The organism is Ruegeria sp. CL5, assembly GCF_056536485.1.
Window position 1 is genome coordinate 1 of sequence record NZ_JBQFPS010000017.1, and the last position, 15,305, is coordinate 15,305.

Here is a 15,305-nt window from a genome sequence, read left to right on the forward strand (position 1 = left end):
AATGCCAGACGTGTCGCCACCCGATATGACAAGACTGCAGAAAGCTACCTCCGCTTCATTGACATCACATCGATCCGACTCTGGCTGCGTCAATTGTCAACATAATCTAGGAGGGAGCAGCTCAAAATCATCCGACATCAATACCATTGACGAATCTTGCAATTTGATAGGTTTCGCAGCAACGTTAAGTGAGTATTTTGGAAATTATATGGTTGATTTCGATGAATGTTAAGCTTTCCAAAGATGATCAAATCAAACGACTAACCACGCTTCGAGGGTTCGCCGCCTTGTTAGTTGTTGTGGATCATTTCTTTTATGACGAGGACATTGTTAAACTTGATTGGGCTCCTTTCATCGGTCATCTGGGCGTACTGCTTTTTTTCGTTTTGAGCGGTTTTTTGATGGGCTACCTTTATCTTCGTTTGGCTCCTCAATTGAGTTCAATCCTTCGTTTTGCAGTTTCTAGATTCGCAAGAGTTTATCCTCTGTTCCTGCTTGTACTCGTGATATGTTACATTGGTAAGAATTCTGTGCTCGATCCCTATACTCCATTTCCCATACAGTCCGAGGCAAATTTGTTTCTCCATGCAATTACGCTGAGGGGCAGCAGCATTCTTTGGACCATCCCTACTGAAATACACTTCTACGTCGCATTTGTAGCCATCTGGATTTTTCTAGCCAAACTAAACTGTGACCCTAAGTGGCCTTTGATTGCGTTACTGATTGTCACTCTTACATATGATCCAAGGTTGTCGGAAATTTCAGTTCACGGAATTTCTATTGCGTTTAGACTCCCCACCTATCTACCATACTTTCTGTTGGGCACTCTTTTTTCTTGCTATTTTCCAACCACCCGAATTCGTTTTCGGCTAAATGGTATGCAAGTAGTGCTGATAAGTGCTTCGTTGTCGTGCGCACTTTATTTTGCTGTCGGAGGCACTTCGGGGACTGGATCATTGACTGACAGGTTCCTCTGGTTGGTCTTGGTTGGTTTCATTTTCTATATACTTGTGTTCCATTGCTCCGATGAAGGAAAATGGATGTTCAATCGCTTGGGTAAATTTTTCGGAGACCGTTCCTACTCGTTGTACCTTTTGCATCTTTTTGCGCTGCAGGCGGTAATTCCATTCACTAATCAACAGAATATGTATTACCTTTTCCCAGTCTACGTCGCGCTTGCCATTGCGCTTTCGATCGTTTCATACCGTTATTTTGAACAACCAACACGTGTCTTTATCAATGGCCGCGCTAATAGCTTCCTTGCAACCGGCTTTAAAACCTCTTTAAAGTAATTTGCTTTACGCTTTAGCCGGATCGTGTCTGGTATCAACGTCGGCTTTCAACGGCTTGACTTATGATGGGTACAGCCATCCATTAGATTCACATAACTCACTTGGTCCAAGATCTGTGCAGATAGAACTAGATACTCAATCAGCCAAGTCTTTGTCCGCTTGCGAGCGTCTGTTCTTACTGTACTGCCGATGGGAATTGGCATTACATCCGGCAACCTTAAAGTAGTTGTAACGTAGTTCATCCGAGTAGAGATTGCCCCGGGCTTTTGCCTCACTGAAGTTCCGCCCTCTACGCACTTGCGCCAGAACAGATTTTCTCAGGACCACGTAATGTTTTGGTTTGCTTCGGCAACTGAAAGCAGTACGGTAATTTCCTAATTTTTTGCGATATTGCAATGGGTCAGGCTGTCTGAGCTGGAGGTTTTGTTGAAGTATAGAAGAGACATCGACGGACTACGCGCTGTAGCGGTGATTCCAGTCATACTTTTTCATGCAGGGTTTTCCGTTTTTCGCGGCGGTTATGTCGGGGTCGATGTTTTTTTTGTCATCAGCGGCTTCCTAATCACCAGCATTCTTATTTCAGACCTCGAAAAAGATCGGTTTTCGATTGCTGGCTTTTACGAGCGTAGGGCGCGACGCATTTTGCCGGCACTGTTTTTTGTAATGTTTGCGTGTATTCCGTTTGCTTACATGTGGATGCTGCCACATCAACTAAGAGATTTTGAGCTAAGTCTGGTTTCAGTTGTATTGTTTACTTCAAATTTTCTCTTCTGGCGTGAGAGTGGTTACTTCGCTCCTAACGCAGAATTAATGCCCTTATTGCATACATGGAGCCTTGCCGTAGAAGAACAGTACTATTTGCTTTTTCCAATTTTTTTGTTGCTTGCTTGGCGATTCGGTCGCAACACGGTGTTTTGGAGCATAGCTACAATCGCTGTTCTAAGCCTTCTTTTGGCCGAATGGGGCTGGCGCAATGCGCCAAGTGCCAATTTCTATCTAGCACCGACGCGCGCGTGGGAACTGTTGGCTGGTTCCTTATGTGCTTTCTTGACAGTTGGTCGCTCAATTAAGCAAAGCAATCTACTTAGCGCAATCGGACTGGCTGCGATAGTTTTTGCCATACTCTATTTCGATAATCAAACTCCTTTCCCAAGTGTTTACACTTTGGTGCCGGTTTTGGGCACGGTGTTAATCATCTTGTTTGGCGGGCAGGGTACTTTCGCCACTTCTTTTCTTTCGACGCGCGTATTTGTGGGAGTTGGGTTGATATCTTACAGTGCTTACCTTTGGCACCAACCTTTGTTTGCTTTTGCGCGTCTGCGGAGTTTGACGGAACCAAGCTCCCAACTGATGGCAGCATTGGCTGCTGCCGCATTATTGCTAGCATGGGGAACTTGGCACTGGATTGAGAAACCATTCAGAAATAGAAGTAACCGAATTGTCAAAACAAGAAGTGGTGTTTTTTACACAAGTGGTGTGCTTGGGGTTCTTTTTTTTGCTTTTGGGTCGGCGGGCTATCTTGGCAAGGGGTTTGAATTGAGCAACCGAGATTCAGTCACTTTCTCCAAATTGGAAGATAGAATGGTTATCAATTGGGGTCTGAGTACAGATTGCAAAACAGTGGTGGATGACTCCAGAAGCTGCCGGACGTCGGACGCGCCAAGAGTTCTGCTGTGGGGGGACAGTTTTGCAATGCACCTAGCGCAAGGGATTGTTGCAAGTGATCCCAACGTCGCCTTACAGCAGCACACGATAACTTCTTGCGCACCAATTCTTGGCGTGACCTTCATGAGAGTTGGAAGATCAGAAGAAAGGGCTAACCGATGTATCGAATTCAACAATGAAGTCTTTGATTGGTTAAGCGCGCAAGATCACGTTGAATTAGTGGTGATTTCTTCGATGTTTCAAATTCTTGAGAACGATCAACTTCTGCTCGAGGATGGCAGTACTTCGCGAGAAGGTAACGTCAAGCGTCTGGCCAGTTACTTGCTAGAAACAGTTGAGAAAATCCGAGAAAAGGGTGCTCGGGTTGTTATTGTTTCACCAACGCCAGACAGTGGTTGGGATGTCGGACATTGCTTGTTGCGCAGCGTCTTTTTTGAACTTAATGAAAATAGTTGTGATTTTCTGTTCGAAACTGAGACAGTTACCCAAAACTTTCTTCGAGATATAAACGAAACCGTTCCAGTGTATTGGCTTCATGATGATATCTGCCTCGAAGGCGTCTGTGATGCGATGCGCGAAGGTCATTTCGTTTTTAGAGATCGTCGTCACTTAAGTGTTGAAGGAAGCAAGCACCTAGGAGCATCTAACAGCTGGATGAGTGAGTTTTCTTCGTTAGCCTATTAAGCCGTGAAAAATCAAGAGAACAGCTTTCTCAATCGAGGTCTGGGTGTTTCCAGTGCAATCCTAATTAGGCGCATTAGACGGTTCCGTGGGGTTTGAGGATGATCAAGCATGATCTATCTTATTAGTTTAAGACTACTCGTTTCTATTAATCTCTGCGCTCCCCATCCCCGACGCTGGATTTCGTTTAGGCGGTGTCGGCTCCATCCCCGTTCAAATCTATGCATTTGGTCTTGTGAGTGATGCAAACGGGTCTTCGACTGCGGTCGAATGGTTTGATGGCGAAGGTGAATTCCGCAAATACGTTGAGTTGGGCTGGCCTCCGGATAGCTCCCGACGTCATGTCATGAACGTGCATTTAGTATTGCACCATGTCGAAGAGCGCGATGATGCAGTTGTACTGGCACGACCGTGGCTCCCTTAACAGGGATTATTCCATTGAAGAGTTGCAGACGCTGGGCAGCATTTCCTCGCAGGGTAAGATGTTTGAGCTCCGGGCCGGATATTCAAAGGCGATCTGAAAGGGTTTACCTGAAAAGTAAACCCAACTCTGACTGTTCGGTAGATGCGCTTTTGCAAAGGCCGTTTCCAGCTAAATGGACTTTATCCGAATCAAAGTGTTAGTCAGCCGGTCCAGCGTAAAGTGGATCCAACCACTCGACCTCAGCGGCACGATTGCCAAAATGGGTCGCGCCTTCGAGCGTCCAATGCCCGTAATCGTACATCGTTTTAATGCCATCTGGTGTAGCAATCGCACAGCTCTCTGTCGCAGAGTCACACATGAGATCGCGGCGCGAGAGATATGGAATCGCGGCGCGATCGGCGATCAGCTGCAATTGATCATTTGTCGCCTCCACATGATGCGACAAAGCGTTCCAGGCAATAGTGTTCATCTCTTTGTGCTCTGTTGCAGATCCATAGGTGCGCACAAACCAGTCAAAAATTGGCAGCGTCCCGGGCCAGTCAAACTCCGGGGTGTTGCCAACAAGCGCCACCTGTCTGCCTTTCGACGTTATAGCTTTGATGACTCTCGGTAAGTCCGATTCGTAATTGCGGTGGTATCTTGTTGAGATGAGAATCCAATCTGCTTCCTCGAAATTCGGCGACGCGTAAAGGAGATTCAATTGCTCTTCCGGAAATCTCGCCGCGATGCCGAAACGAGCGATGCCGAATTTGCGCTGCAGCGAGTCGGAAGAATAGAGCGCATTGAATAGGTCTTTGGAATGAGAATTCCCTATGATTAATATGTTAGTGCGCTCGTCGGGCGTAAACCAGAGGCGTTCACGTTCGTCGCGGGATGGAGATCTGGCGTTTTCCGCGGAGACTTTCTCATTTGGTCCAGCCAAATCATCAAGAAGCTGCCACGAGTGCCCGCGAAGTACTTCGTTGTCGATCTCATTAGCCCCGTAGGCGGCTGCAAGATCATCCATCCGATCACGTAGTGTTAGGTCGGTTGTGGCAATGAAGAGCATACAACTTATAAAAACTGTGAGGCTAGCCCCAAGGGCCAAAGCAGACATTAGACCAGAGGAGCGGAACCTGAACGGGCGCTCTACCAAGTAGTAGCTGGCGACAGACAGAATTACTGTTAGGCCCAACCAAGCCACAATAGTCAAAGCGTCGGGCGCTCCAACATTCAAGAGACGTCCAAAAGAAAAGACGGGAAAATGCCAGAGGTAAAGCGAATAGGACAGCTTGCCGGTGAAGACGATAGGTCTCCATGAAAGAAATCGTGCCACAGCCTCCTTTGAATCAACACAGCAAATGAGCACGCCTGTTGCCAAAACTGTAGGCAACGTAATTAGGCCTGGATGGTATTTGTTTGGCAAGTCGACAAACCAAATGGAAAGAACGAGCGTCAGTACAGCTAATTTTGGGGCCCACCAGAAAAGACATGGCCCCATGCGAAGGCGCTCGGGCCAATGAAATGCTACGAGTGCCAATAAAGAGCCAAAGAGTAGTTCCCATGCACGGCTTACTGGTGAAAAGAACGATAGCTCTGACTCCAAAAGTGTCGTTACCTGCGATATGACGAGGCTCACCAATAAAAGGGCGACCACGACCAAGAGGCCACGGCGGGCCGATGTCGCCGGCTTAAGCAATAATATTAGTACGGGGAAGACTAGGTAGAATTGCTCCTCGATGGAGAGACTCCATGTGTGTAGCATGGGTTGTAGCAAGCCCGATTGCGCCCCGTACTCGCCAAGTTCAAAGAACCAATAGACGTTACTGAAGAAGGAAAGCGCGGCCACAGTTGAAAATGCGAGGCGTTCGAGCTCGGATGGTAGCATTACAAACCAGCCCACCAGCAGGGAGGCGAAGATTACTAAAAATAGCGCCGGCAGAATGCGTCGCGCCCGTCGTTGGTAGAAGCGTAAGATCGAGATTTTGCTTGTTACAGCTTGCTCGCGGAACAAGATCAACGTGATCAGATAGCCCGAGATTACGAAAAAGATGTCGACGCCTAGAAAGCCCCCAGGTAGCAGTTCACCGGACCAAACAGGGATCTTAAGGTGATACACAATCACTGGGATGATAGCGAAAGTGCGTAAGCCATCTATCTCTGGACGATACTTCACTAATGCCTCCATCTTCTAGAACAAATGGCGCCTTTTCTGCTGTCGTTTCCGTATTGCATCCCACATCAGTGATTTGTACATGTTTTTGGGGCCAAACACCAATCGTACCTGCCGAGAAAAACCAGTGCATTCCGTCGGAGATTACTAAGGCGGATATCGCAAAAACAACGTTTGTTTTCTGCGATCACACTCTGGTGCGCAGTTGGAAAATAATCACTGCACATTGGTTGCGCCAAGCCTGCTAGATTTTGGGGCGCTTTTCCCGTGTTTCTGAAGCGGACATTCAACGAAGGCCAACCGAACGAAATAAGGGCTCATTTTAGCCGTTGCCTGCGGCCCGCATTGAATAGCGTAAAAGCCCTTTTTCTGACACTAGTCGGGTTTCGGCATCATGCCGTTGGGGCAAGTCGGCAAGCTGCTGAAACCGAACACAGCGCAGGTGGTTCACAGATGGCAGTGACGCGCAACAAATCCGCCTTTTGCACTCGCAGCTGTCGCTGAGTCTGAAGCCAAGCACCTCGACTTGTGAAACTGCCAATGAACGCATTTATGGGCAATGGATGCCTTCATTGGAGCTACGCCTTCTAAGGGCCAAGGGCTCATAGCGGTCTATCCTACTACGTAAACTAGCCCCTGGCCGGCCTCGTTTAAACTACCTTGGATTGTGCGAGCTTTGTGCAAAGATCTAAATGGATTTGCCTCAGATCGGAGTAGGTCGCGGCGACCGGGTGGCAATTGTGTTGCCCAACGGCCCAGAGGTGGCGACGACGGCACCTTTGAACCCGTCATTTACTTACAAAGGATACGTATTTTGTCTCTAAGACCTAAAGGCCAAGGCTCTTCTTGTAAACGAAAACGAAAATGTTCCTTTCGTAACTTCCTAGATTTTTGAATGACAGCCATTTTCTGACGTCGGCACCAACGGGCTCACATGCAGCTACGAATTCACGTTTTCTCGACAGCGCTTATTTCAATTTGCCAGTATAGCCTAGTACTCCAGCTGAACTCGGTTCTTATCTTGATGATCCTTCGTTACCATCAAAACCTCAGAGACAGACATGACATGCCGCCATCCAACTTGGCGCAATCGGTGTTGTCGATTTGGACGACCTCATACCCAGCCTTGTCCAAAACTTCCGCAGTGCGCGGGAAGCCGGCCGCCATGAGCACCAGATTGTTGAAGCGAATTGCATTGGCGGCCGCTTCTTCACCGTCGGCAACATGCAGAACCCGGTAGCCTTCAAAACACCCGGATGCATACAGGCGCTCGGTCGAAAGGATCGTCTCTGCATCCATCAGCGAGCAATCGGTCTTGAAATGCAATACGCCCTCAGGCGTGAACACCTCACGCAAAGAATGGCCCCACTCATTGGTGATTTCAGTCAGCTCCGCTACTCCGGCGGCGTCTGTCCGATCCGAGCGGCCTACGAGGATTTCCTTTCCGGTCACCAGGATGTCGCCTCCTTCGACATGGCCAGGGCCAATAATCTCTCGGACGTCGTCATAGCAGGCACGGATCGTCGACGATATTTCTGCTACTTCGCCAAGACGGGAAGGCGCGCCAGGTCGCATCAGGATAGCTCCTTGGGGCAGGCACAACGCGGTGTCCTCAACAAACTGAGCGTCCGGGTACGCTTCAAGCGGTTCAAGCTCGATCACTTCTGCACCAGTACTGCGCAGCGCGCTGACATAGGCCGAATGTGCAATCAGCATACCCTCAAGGCTGGGATTGCCGATATCCTCGGCCCGCAATCCGTCTGCAATGGTCGAGGCGGGCTTGCGAGTAATGGCACGTGTAAATTCAAAGGTCGGATTTCTCATGAGTCACTCCTGATCCGGATAGTGCCCGGTAATATCAATTTCCAGAATAGAGGGGCCGATTAGTGCATTGGCTTCTGCCAATGCAGCGGCAACAGCTGTCGGGTCTTGCCGAACACGTTTGTAAGGTGCGCCAAAAGAGGCAGCCGTGGCGGCAAAATCAGGTGGGGTCGGGTCGCAACCGATCACCTCGACGCCCACGCCCTCCATAGAAGTAGCGATTTCGCCATAGCCATGATTGTTCCAAAGGACAAAGGTGATGCGCAGGTTTTGGTCCACTGCGGCCATGATCTCGGGCAGTGAGAACTGGGCGCCTCCGTCACCGGCGATGCAAATCACGGGCGCCTCAGGGTCGGCAATCGCAGCACCGATGGCGGCCGGAATACCATAACCAAGGGCTCCATATCCGGTGGCCGCATTAAACCAACCACCGGGACGGTCGTGGTCATAGTAGAGGTTGCCTGCATAAACCGGCTGAGCGGAATCTCCGATCATAAGCGCATCCGGGACTGCAGCGCGCATTGCCGTCAGAATTCTGACTTGGGTGCGGTAGTCCGGGCCAATCTCTTCGAAGGCTGCGGCGCGGGTTCTTTCAGCACGGTCCATTCCATCTCGTTGGTTGGACTTTCCTGGCAATGCTGCAAGCAAAGACGATATGACCTCATCGGTGCGGCCCTCAATGACGAGTGCGGCGTGATGACGGGCTAATTGATCCGGGCAAATATCAACTCGTATGAGCCCCGGCATGGATGCTATATCTCCCGTTGAATACATGTCATAGTCCGTTGGGCCCAACTCGGTTCCCAAAGCGAGGACGCAATCGGCATCTTCGATCAATGCCCGGACGGCTCTTAAGCTCGGACTAGCGGGAACGGTCAGTGGGTGCCCATGCATCAAACCGCGCGCATTTACGGTTTGTACGACAGGTGCATCGAGGCGCTCTGCCAAAGTTTGTAGATCTTCTCCGGTCGTTTTCGCTCCACCACCCGCCAAGATGACGACTTTTCGCGCGGCCGACAGCCGGTCGACCGCCTGTTGGATCAAGCCTCTGTCGAGCGCCTGGCGGGAAGGGTTGTTCGGGGTCAGGGCGCTTTCCGCAGCCAACCCTGCTACATCCAGTGGGATTTGGATATGGGTGGGGCCCGGGCGTCCAGCGGAATAGGGCGCAAACGAGCGATCCAATGCAGCGGTCAGATCACCGGGCTGGTCCACATGTTCGGACACCAGCGCAACAGTCTTGGCGAGCGTATGTTGGTTGGGCAGTTCATGCAAGTGTCCAAGACCCTTGTTTAGCGTGCTCTTCTCGTTAACGCCGGAAACCACCAGCATCGGAACGGAATCCGCCCGGGCCTGCGCCATCGGCGTCAGTGTATTTGTAAGGCCGGGTCCTGTAATCACAAAGGCAACGCCCGGCTTGCCTGAGACACGCGCATAGCCGTCAGCCATAAAACCTGCACCTTGCTCGTGCCTTGGGGTCACATGCTGAATGCCCGAGGCAGCAAGACCGCGGTAGAGCTCAACGGTGTGCACGCCGGGAATGCCAAACACACAAGACACGCCCCTTTGCTTCAACTCGGCGACCAGTGCCTCGCCCACTGTTTGGTTGGTCATGCGACATTCCGTTTGTTGAGGTTTGCATGGGCGACGATACGGTCTAGCGCAGTCGCGAAATCGTTGTCGTCGATGGTGAGGGCGACCCGAACCCAATCCTTGAGGCTTTCACCAAAGGCAGAGCCAGGCATCACCGAAACGCCGTATTCCAGTAGGTCCCAGGCATAGGCGTCACCATCCATTCCAATGCCCGACACGTTGACCAGCGCAAACATACCCGCATCCGGTTGGTGGACGGTCAGAGGCGTTTCATTGTGAAGGCGGCGTTCCAGAAGACAGGCGCGGGCTAAAAAACGAGAAGCCATACCAGCGGCGACCGAAGATCCGTCTCGCACAGCTTTTTCAGTCATGTCTGCAATAAAGGGCTGGTTGCCAAACAGCATCGTTTCCGAGACCGGTAGCAACGCTGTACAGAACGCGGCTGGACCAACGCACCAACCGCTGCGGAAGCCAGGGGCTGCGTGAGATTTGGAAATCGATGAAACTGCGATGACCCTATCGGCCAGTTCCCGGTCCGAAAGCGGAGATACAAACTCTGCCCCTTCAAACACCAGATGCTCGTACACTTCGTCCGAGATGATCCAGAGGTCGTGCTTGATCCCAAGTTCGCCAATTTTCCGCACATCTTCTACGGTCAGGATCGCGCCTGTAGGATTATGAGGAGTCGTCAGAAGTATAGCGCGGCTGCGTGAGGTGATGCGCGCGGCGATGTCTGCGGCCTGCAACCGAAATCCGCTTTCTGGGCGGAGCGGCACCGGCACCGGTTCGGCTCCTGATGCGCGGATCACGCCCTCGTATGTGGCATACATCGGGTCACCGACCAACACTTCGGAACCTGCTTCGGCAACGCCTTGCATCACCGCAAAAAGCGCGGTCTGCGTGCCGGGAAAACAGAGAATGTTCTCAGGCAAAAACTGCCGCCCGCGGCTTTGGGTGTACGATTCGGCTAAGGCTTCGCAAAGCCTGGCCTCTCCGCGACCGTTGGAATATCCTGTACGGCCCGATTGCATCGCCAATGCTGCAGCGTCGCAGAGTTCTGACGGCGTTCGTACGTCTGGCTCGCCGATCGTCATTTCCACCAGATCTGCGCCTGCCTCGACCATTGCGCGCGCCTTCAGGTGTACTTCCCACTTGCCGCCGCCCAATCCGGCCAGCCGTTCGGTAATCGCTGTCAGCCTCATTGGGGCTCACTCTCCTGTGTTAGATCCACATCGATAATGGCGGAAACGGATTGCAGCCCTATTTCCACCAGTTCACCTTGCTCAAAAGCATCGGGTAATGCGCCGCCCTCCAGCCACAGGCCGTCGATGACCGCGTTGCAAGCAATAGCCAATTGCCGCAACTGGACAGGGGCTGCCGAGCGGTTCGCTTCTTTCAGCGAGGCAGCGATCAGCCCTTCAAGCTGATCCCGAAAGTAAGCGTATGTCCGTTCGTGCGTCGCCTTCATCTGCTGGTCCTGCTGCACCTTGTTCAGAAAACTGGCCCAAAGAGCGATAGCGCGGGGGTCGACAACCGGGGGCGTCAACGACGCCTTCACGAAAGTTGCTAATCTGGCTTGGGCACTGGCCGCAGCATCGTTTGCAAGTGCGAATGTTTGATCGGTCATCGTGTTCATGTGGTACTCATACGCGGCGACGACCAGCTCCTCCTTGGAGTTGAAATAATGTCGGATCAGCCCCTGCGTAACATCTGCGCGGTCTGCGATTCCCCGGACAGTGGCACCACGCACGCCTTGTTCGGCCACCAAATCAAGCGTCGCGAGAATCAGTGCATGCTGCCGGGATTCGGCCGACTCACGCTTAAATTTCTTGCGGTCTTCGCTCACGATCGGTCCTTTTTTTGTGGATGCCATAATTATACACTTGCATAATTACTGTGCTCGCGGCTTACTGCAATCAGAAAGTTGGGGTCAAAGAAAAATGGACACAGCCGCCGATGACGCAGTTGTTCAACAAACGGATACGCGCCGAGAGGCGATCCGCGTTGAGGACTTGCATAAGTCTTTTGGAAATCTCGAGGTACTAAAAGGCGTGGATCTCACTGCACATCAGGGCGATGTCGTGGCGATCATTGGTGGCTCGGGCTCTGGCAAGTCGACCATGCTACGATGCATCAATTTCCTCGAAACGCCGACCTCCGGTAAAATCATAATCGGAAGCGAGGAAGTGGCAATGCGGGCAGATGGCAGCCCGGCCAGCCAGAAGCAGATAGAGCGCATTCGGACAAAGCTGGCGATGGTGTTCCAGCAGTTCAACCTGTGGACCCACCGAACTCTTCTGGAGAATGTGATCGAGGTTCCGGTACATGTGTTGAAGGTGCCAAAATCAGAGGCGAACGAACGCGCGCGTGAATTGCTGGTCAGGGTAGGCCTGGGCGGCAAAGAGGACACCTTCCCAGCTTATCTGTCCGGTGGTCAACAGCAGAGGGCCGCAATTGCTCGGGCACTGGCAGTTGATCCTTCCGCAATGCTCTTTGACGAACCAACATCCGCTCTGGATCCAGAACTTGTGGGCGAAGTGCTGACGGTGATCCGCGATCTGGCTGCCGAAGGGCGTACTATGCTATTGGTCACCCATGAGATGAAGTTCGCGCGCGAAGTGGCGAACCATGTCGTCTACCTCTACCAAGGGCGCATTGAAGAGCAGGGACCACCTGCAGACCTCTTTGGAAATCCGCAATCAGAACGACTGAAGCAATTCCTCAGATCAGTCGGATAGCACCAATAAACTAAATAAAACCAACCGGGAGAACCCTAATGAAATTGAAAGCACTTCTGACTGCAGCGACTGCGGTCGCCGTCCTAACTGCAAGCGCGGCCGCAGCTGAACAAGTTAAGATCGGCATCGCCGCCGAACCTTATCCTCCATTTGCGTCACCGGACAGCTCGGGCAATTGGGTCGGATGGGAGATCGAGGTGATCAATGCCGTCTGCGCCGCAGCCGAGCTTGACTGCGTAATCACCCCTGTTGCCTGGGACGGTATCATTCCGTCGCTGACAGGCCAGCAGATCGACGCGATCATGGCTTCGATGTCGATCACCGAAGAGCGGCTGAAAACTATCGACTTCAGCGACGCGTATTACAACACACCCGCAGTGATCGTGGCTGACCAGTCGATGGATATCGAGCCCACTGCAGAGTCCCTTGCTGGTAAGATCATCGGGATCCAAGCCTCGACCATCCACCAGGCCTATGCCCAGGAATACTTCAAAGATTCAGAGCTGAAAGTCTATCAGACTCAGGATGAGGCCAACCAAGACCTTTTCGCGGGTCGCATCGATGCTACTCAGGCGGACAGCATTGCCATGGCGGATTTTGTGAATTCGGACAATGGCAGCTGTTGCGAAATCAAAGGTGCTGTCGCGGATGATCCGGCAATCTTGGGCCGTGGGGTCGGTGCCGGAGTGCGCAAGGGCGACACTGAACTTCTTGAGGCGCTTAACAAAGGGATCGCAGCGATCCTGGCCGATGGGACCCACGAGAAAATCACCGCGGGTTATTTCACCACCAGCATCTACTAAGGCGTTGCTGTGACCGGACTGTTAGAGACACTGGGCCTTGGCACCAGCATGGAGTTGCTGTCGCTGTCAAGCTGGGGTGGCAACCTGTTACGCGGGCTTGCCAATTCCCTGCAAATCGCCTTCGGCGCATTTGGAATGGGGCTGGTTATCGGGCTGTTCGGTGCCTACGGAAAACTCTACGGCGGGAAGGTCACGCGTGACCTTCTTGCCATCTACACAACAGTGATCAGGGCGGTGCCTGAACTGGTGCTGATCCTGATCCTGTATTATGTCGGCAGTGATATCATCAACAAAATCTCTGAGGCGGTCGGAGGCGGTCGGGTTGAGATCAACGGTGTAGCCGCCGGTATTTGGGTGCTGGGTGTTGTACAAGGGGCCTATGCCACCGAGGTTCTGCGAGGAGCCATAAAAGCGGTGCCTGTCGGGCAGATCGAGGCAGCAAAGTCCTACGGAATGCCCGCTTTCATGATCATGCGTCGGGTAACCATACCGGCAATGATGGGATTTGCGGTGCCAGGGCTAGCCAATCTATGGCTTATAGCCACCAAAGACACAGCCTTGCTAGCAGTCGTCGGGTTTAGCGAGTTGACGCTGGAAACACGGCAGGCGGCAAGCAGTACCCGTGCCTACTTCACCTTCTTTTTGGCTGCAGGCTTCTTATACCTGATGGTGACCCTTTTCTCGGGGGTCGTTTTTGCTCGCATTGAGAAATGGGCGCGGCGTGGTCAACCTTCGTTGAAGGGGGGCTCCGCATGACCACCGTAAAAGCCCTTATGCAACCACATCGTATCGTGATGATGCTGCTGTTTGCAGCATTGGTGACCTGGTTTGCTTTTTCGCTGCGTTGGGATTGGATCCCAAAATATGCGCCTTTGGCGTTGCAGGGTCTCTGGACCACAATCTGGCTATTGGTTGTCACAACCGTTTTGGGCTTTCTGATGGCTGTGCCGCTGGGATTGGCGCAGGCGGTTGGCCCATGGTACTTAGCCACGCCCGCCCGATTGTTCTGCACGATAATTCGAGGCACACCGCTGCTGTTGCAGATTTGGTTGCTATACTACGGACTTGGTTCGTTGTTCCCGCAGTTTCCCTGGATACGGTCGTCGGAACTGTGGCCTTACCTGCGTCAGGCTTGGCCTTACGCTGTCCTTGCACTGACACTGTCCTTTGCGGGGTATGAAGGCGAAGTTATGCGGGGCGCGTTTTCCGGTGTGGCAAAAGGCCAGTTGGAGGCAGCGAAGTCCTTCGGGATGCCACGTTTCACAATGTTCCGCCGGATCTGGCTACCCCAAGCCATACGTAATGTTCTGCCAACTTTAGGCGGAGAAACCATCTTGCAACTCAAAGCAACGCCACTCGTAGCAACGATCACGGTGGTCGAGATATATGCGGTTTCGTCCCGGGTTCGAGCTGACACCTTTATTGTCTATGAGCCCCTGCTATTGCTGGCATTGGTTTACATGGTCATCGCCGGATTGTTAGCATTGGCCTTCCGACGATTTGAGGGAGTTTGAAATATTGGCAGCAGTGCTTACGTATGGTCGATAGGTGTGTTGGGTCAGAAATGCTTGATGTTTGGGTCGGAATTGAGCGGCGCGCTTGACTGATTAATTGAGGTTTTGGCTGTTCATTGAGTCAGAGATTCGTGATGTTCCACAGATTTTTTTGAGCGTCACACGAACCTAACCCAACCGTCATAGTTGGACCAGCAAAGCGGTGAATTTTCGACCTTGGAAGACACCCCAAAAATAATCCTATCAGAAACGAAAACAGATCCTTAGCTGCTTATCAGCTGCTGTAGCTGGAATTAAGGTCCAACTTTTTTGAGTATCGATTAGCTGTTACTCGCGGCCCAATCCAGACATTTATCCTGCCAAGCGCCGCCGCAGTGCAACGCCACCGAACCGGACGAACGCTGCCACTGCTAGATCGGTGTATTGCCAAAGCTCAGGAGCGTGGACGAAGGGTGAGTTCGCTGCGGTCGCTCGAACGGCAGTTGCAGGTGGATCGCGACTGCGGCCTCCTGCAGGTCGGGCGGGATAGTTAAGTTTCGCGGCAATTGCGACCAGGCTAGTTGAACTTTGAAGTTAGCGGACGTCAGCCTTATGTTTCAACTAATTCGCATTTGAGCAGCGGGTG

General features: G+C 52.0%; 12 protein-coding genes and 1 pseudogene. 8 read left to right on the forward strand and 5 right to left on the reverse strand.

Features of this window, described 5'->3' with window-relative positions:
- From ACR0IU_RS20710 to ACR0IU_RS20725, 4 genes and pseudogenes are all read left to right on the forward strand, one after another.
- Positions 1-105 (forward strand): annotated as a pseudogene (locus ACR0IU_RS20710) (IS5/IS1182 family transposase); the annotation flags it as partial.
- Between the two features lie 116 nt (positions 106-221).
- A complete protein-coding gene (locus ACR0IU_RS20715; RefSeq protein ID WP_480717581.1) occupies positions 222-1,292 on the forward strand; it encodes an acyltransferase family protein in 1,071 nt (356 codons plus the stop codon).
- Positions 1,293-1,718: 426 nt separating this feature from the next.
- On the forward strand, positions 1,719-3,641 hold the full coding sequence (locus ACR0IU_RS20720) for an acyltransferase family protein (RefSeq protein WP_480717582.1): 1,923 nt from the start codon (positions 1,719-1,721) through the stop codon (positions 3,639-3,641).
- A gap of 232 nt (positions 3,642-3,873) precedes the next feature.
- Positions 3,874-4,062, forward strand: coding sequence for a hypothetical protein (locus ACR0IU_RS20725; protein ID WP_480717583.1), 189 nt, complete (start codon positions 3,874-3,876; stop codon positions 4,060-4,062).
- 196 nt (positions 4,063-4,258) lie between these two features.
- On the opposite strand, the gene ACR0IU_RS20730 is transcribed toward ACR0IU_RS20725, so the two are convergent.
- The 5 genes from ACR0IU_RS20730 to ACR0IU_RS20750 all read right to left on the reverse strand — a co-directional run bounded on the left by ACR0IU_RS20730 (position 4,259) and on the right by ACR0IU_RS20750 (position 11,471).
- Positions 4,259-6,217, reverse strand: a complete 1,959-nt coding sequence (locus ACR0IU_RS20730) for an acyltransferase family protein (RefSeq protein ID WP_480717584.1) — start codon at positions 6,215-6,217, stop codon at positions 4,259-4,261.
- A 1,038-nt stretch (positions 6,218-7,255) separates the two neighbouring features.
- Positions 7,256-8,038, reverse strand: a complete 783-nt coding sequence (locus tag ACR0IU_RS20735; protein WP_480717585.1) for an arginine deiminase family protein — start codon at positions 8,036-8,038, stop codon at positions 7,256-7,258.
- 3 nt (positions 8,039-8,041) lie between these two features.
- Positions 8,042-9,646: a 5-guanidino-2-oxopentanoate decarboxylase gene (locus tag ACR0IU_RS20740; RefSeq protein WP_480717586.1), complete on the reverse strand. Its 1,605-nt coding sequence runs from the start codon at positions 9,644-9,646 to the stop codon at positions 8,042-8,044.
- Complete coding sequence (locus ACR0IU_RS20745; protein ID WP_480717587.1) at positions 9,643-10,827, reverse strand: pyridoxal phosphate-dependent aminotransferase; 1,185 nt, start codon at positions 10,825-10,827, stop codon at positions 9,643-9,645. The genes ACR0IU_RS20740 and ACR0IU_RS20745 overlap by 4 nt, the downstream gene beginning before the upstream one ends.
- Positions 10,824-11,471 carry a TetR/AcrR family transcriptional regulator gene (locus ACR0IU_RS20750; protein ID WP_480717588.1) on the reverse strand — a complete coding sequence of 216 codons (648 nt, stop codon included), beginning with the start codon at positions 11,469-11,471 and terminating at the stop codon, positions 10,824-10,826. Before ACR0IU_RS20750 ends, ACR0IU_RS20745 begins: the two co-directional genes overlap by 4 nt.
- Positions 11,472-11,565: 94 nt before the next feature.
- Between ACR0IU_RS20750 and ACR0IU_RS20755 the strand changes: the two genes are divergently transcribed.
- Genes ACR0IU_RS20755 through ACR0IU_RS20770 form a run of 4 tightly spaced genes read left to right on the forward strand, consistent with a single transcriptional unit; the run spans position 11,566 to position 14,680 of the window.
- Positions 11,566-12,363 (forward strand): ABC transporter ATP-binding protein, encoded by a 798-nt coding sequence (locus ACR0IU_RS20755; RefSeq protein ID WP_480717589.1) that lies wholly within the window; start codon positions 11,566-11,568, stop codon positions 12,361-12,363.
- Between the two features lie 38 nt (positions 12,364-12,401).
- Positions 12,402-13,166: a transporter substrate-binding domain-containing protein gene (locus ACR0IU_RS20760; protein WP_480717590.1), complete on the forward strand. Its 765-nt coding sequence runs from the start codon at positions 12,402-12,404 to the stop codon at positions 13,164-13,166.
- 9 nt (positions 13,167-13,175) lie between these two features.
- A complete protein-coding gene (locus tag ACR0IU_RS20765) occupies positions 13,176-13,922 on the forward strand; it encodes an ABC transporter permease subunit (RefSeq protein ID WP_170552217.1) in 747 nt (248 codons plus the stop codon).
- Entirely contained in the window at positions 13,919-14,680 is a 762-nt protein-coding gene (locus ACR0IU_RS20770; protein WP_480717591.1) for an ABC transporter permease, read from the forward strand. The genes ACR0IU_RS20765 and ACR0IU_RS20770 overlap by 4 nt, the downstream gene beginning before the upstream one ends.
- The last annotated feature ends 625 nt before the right edge of the window (positions 14,681-15,305 follow it).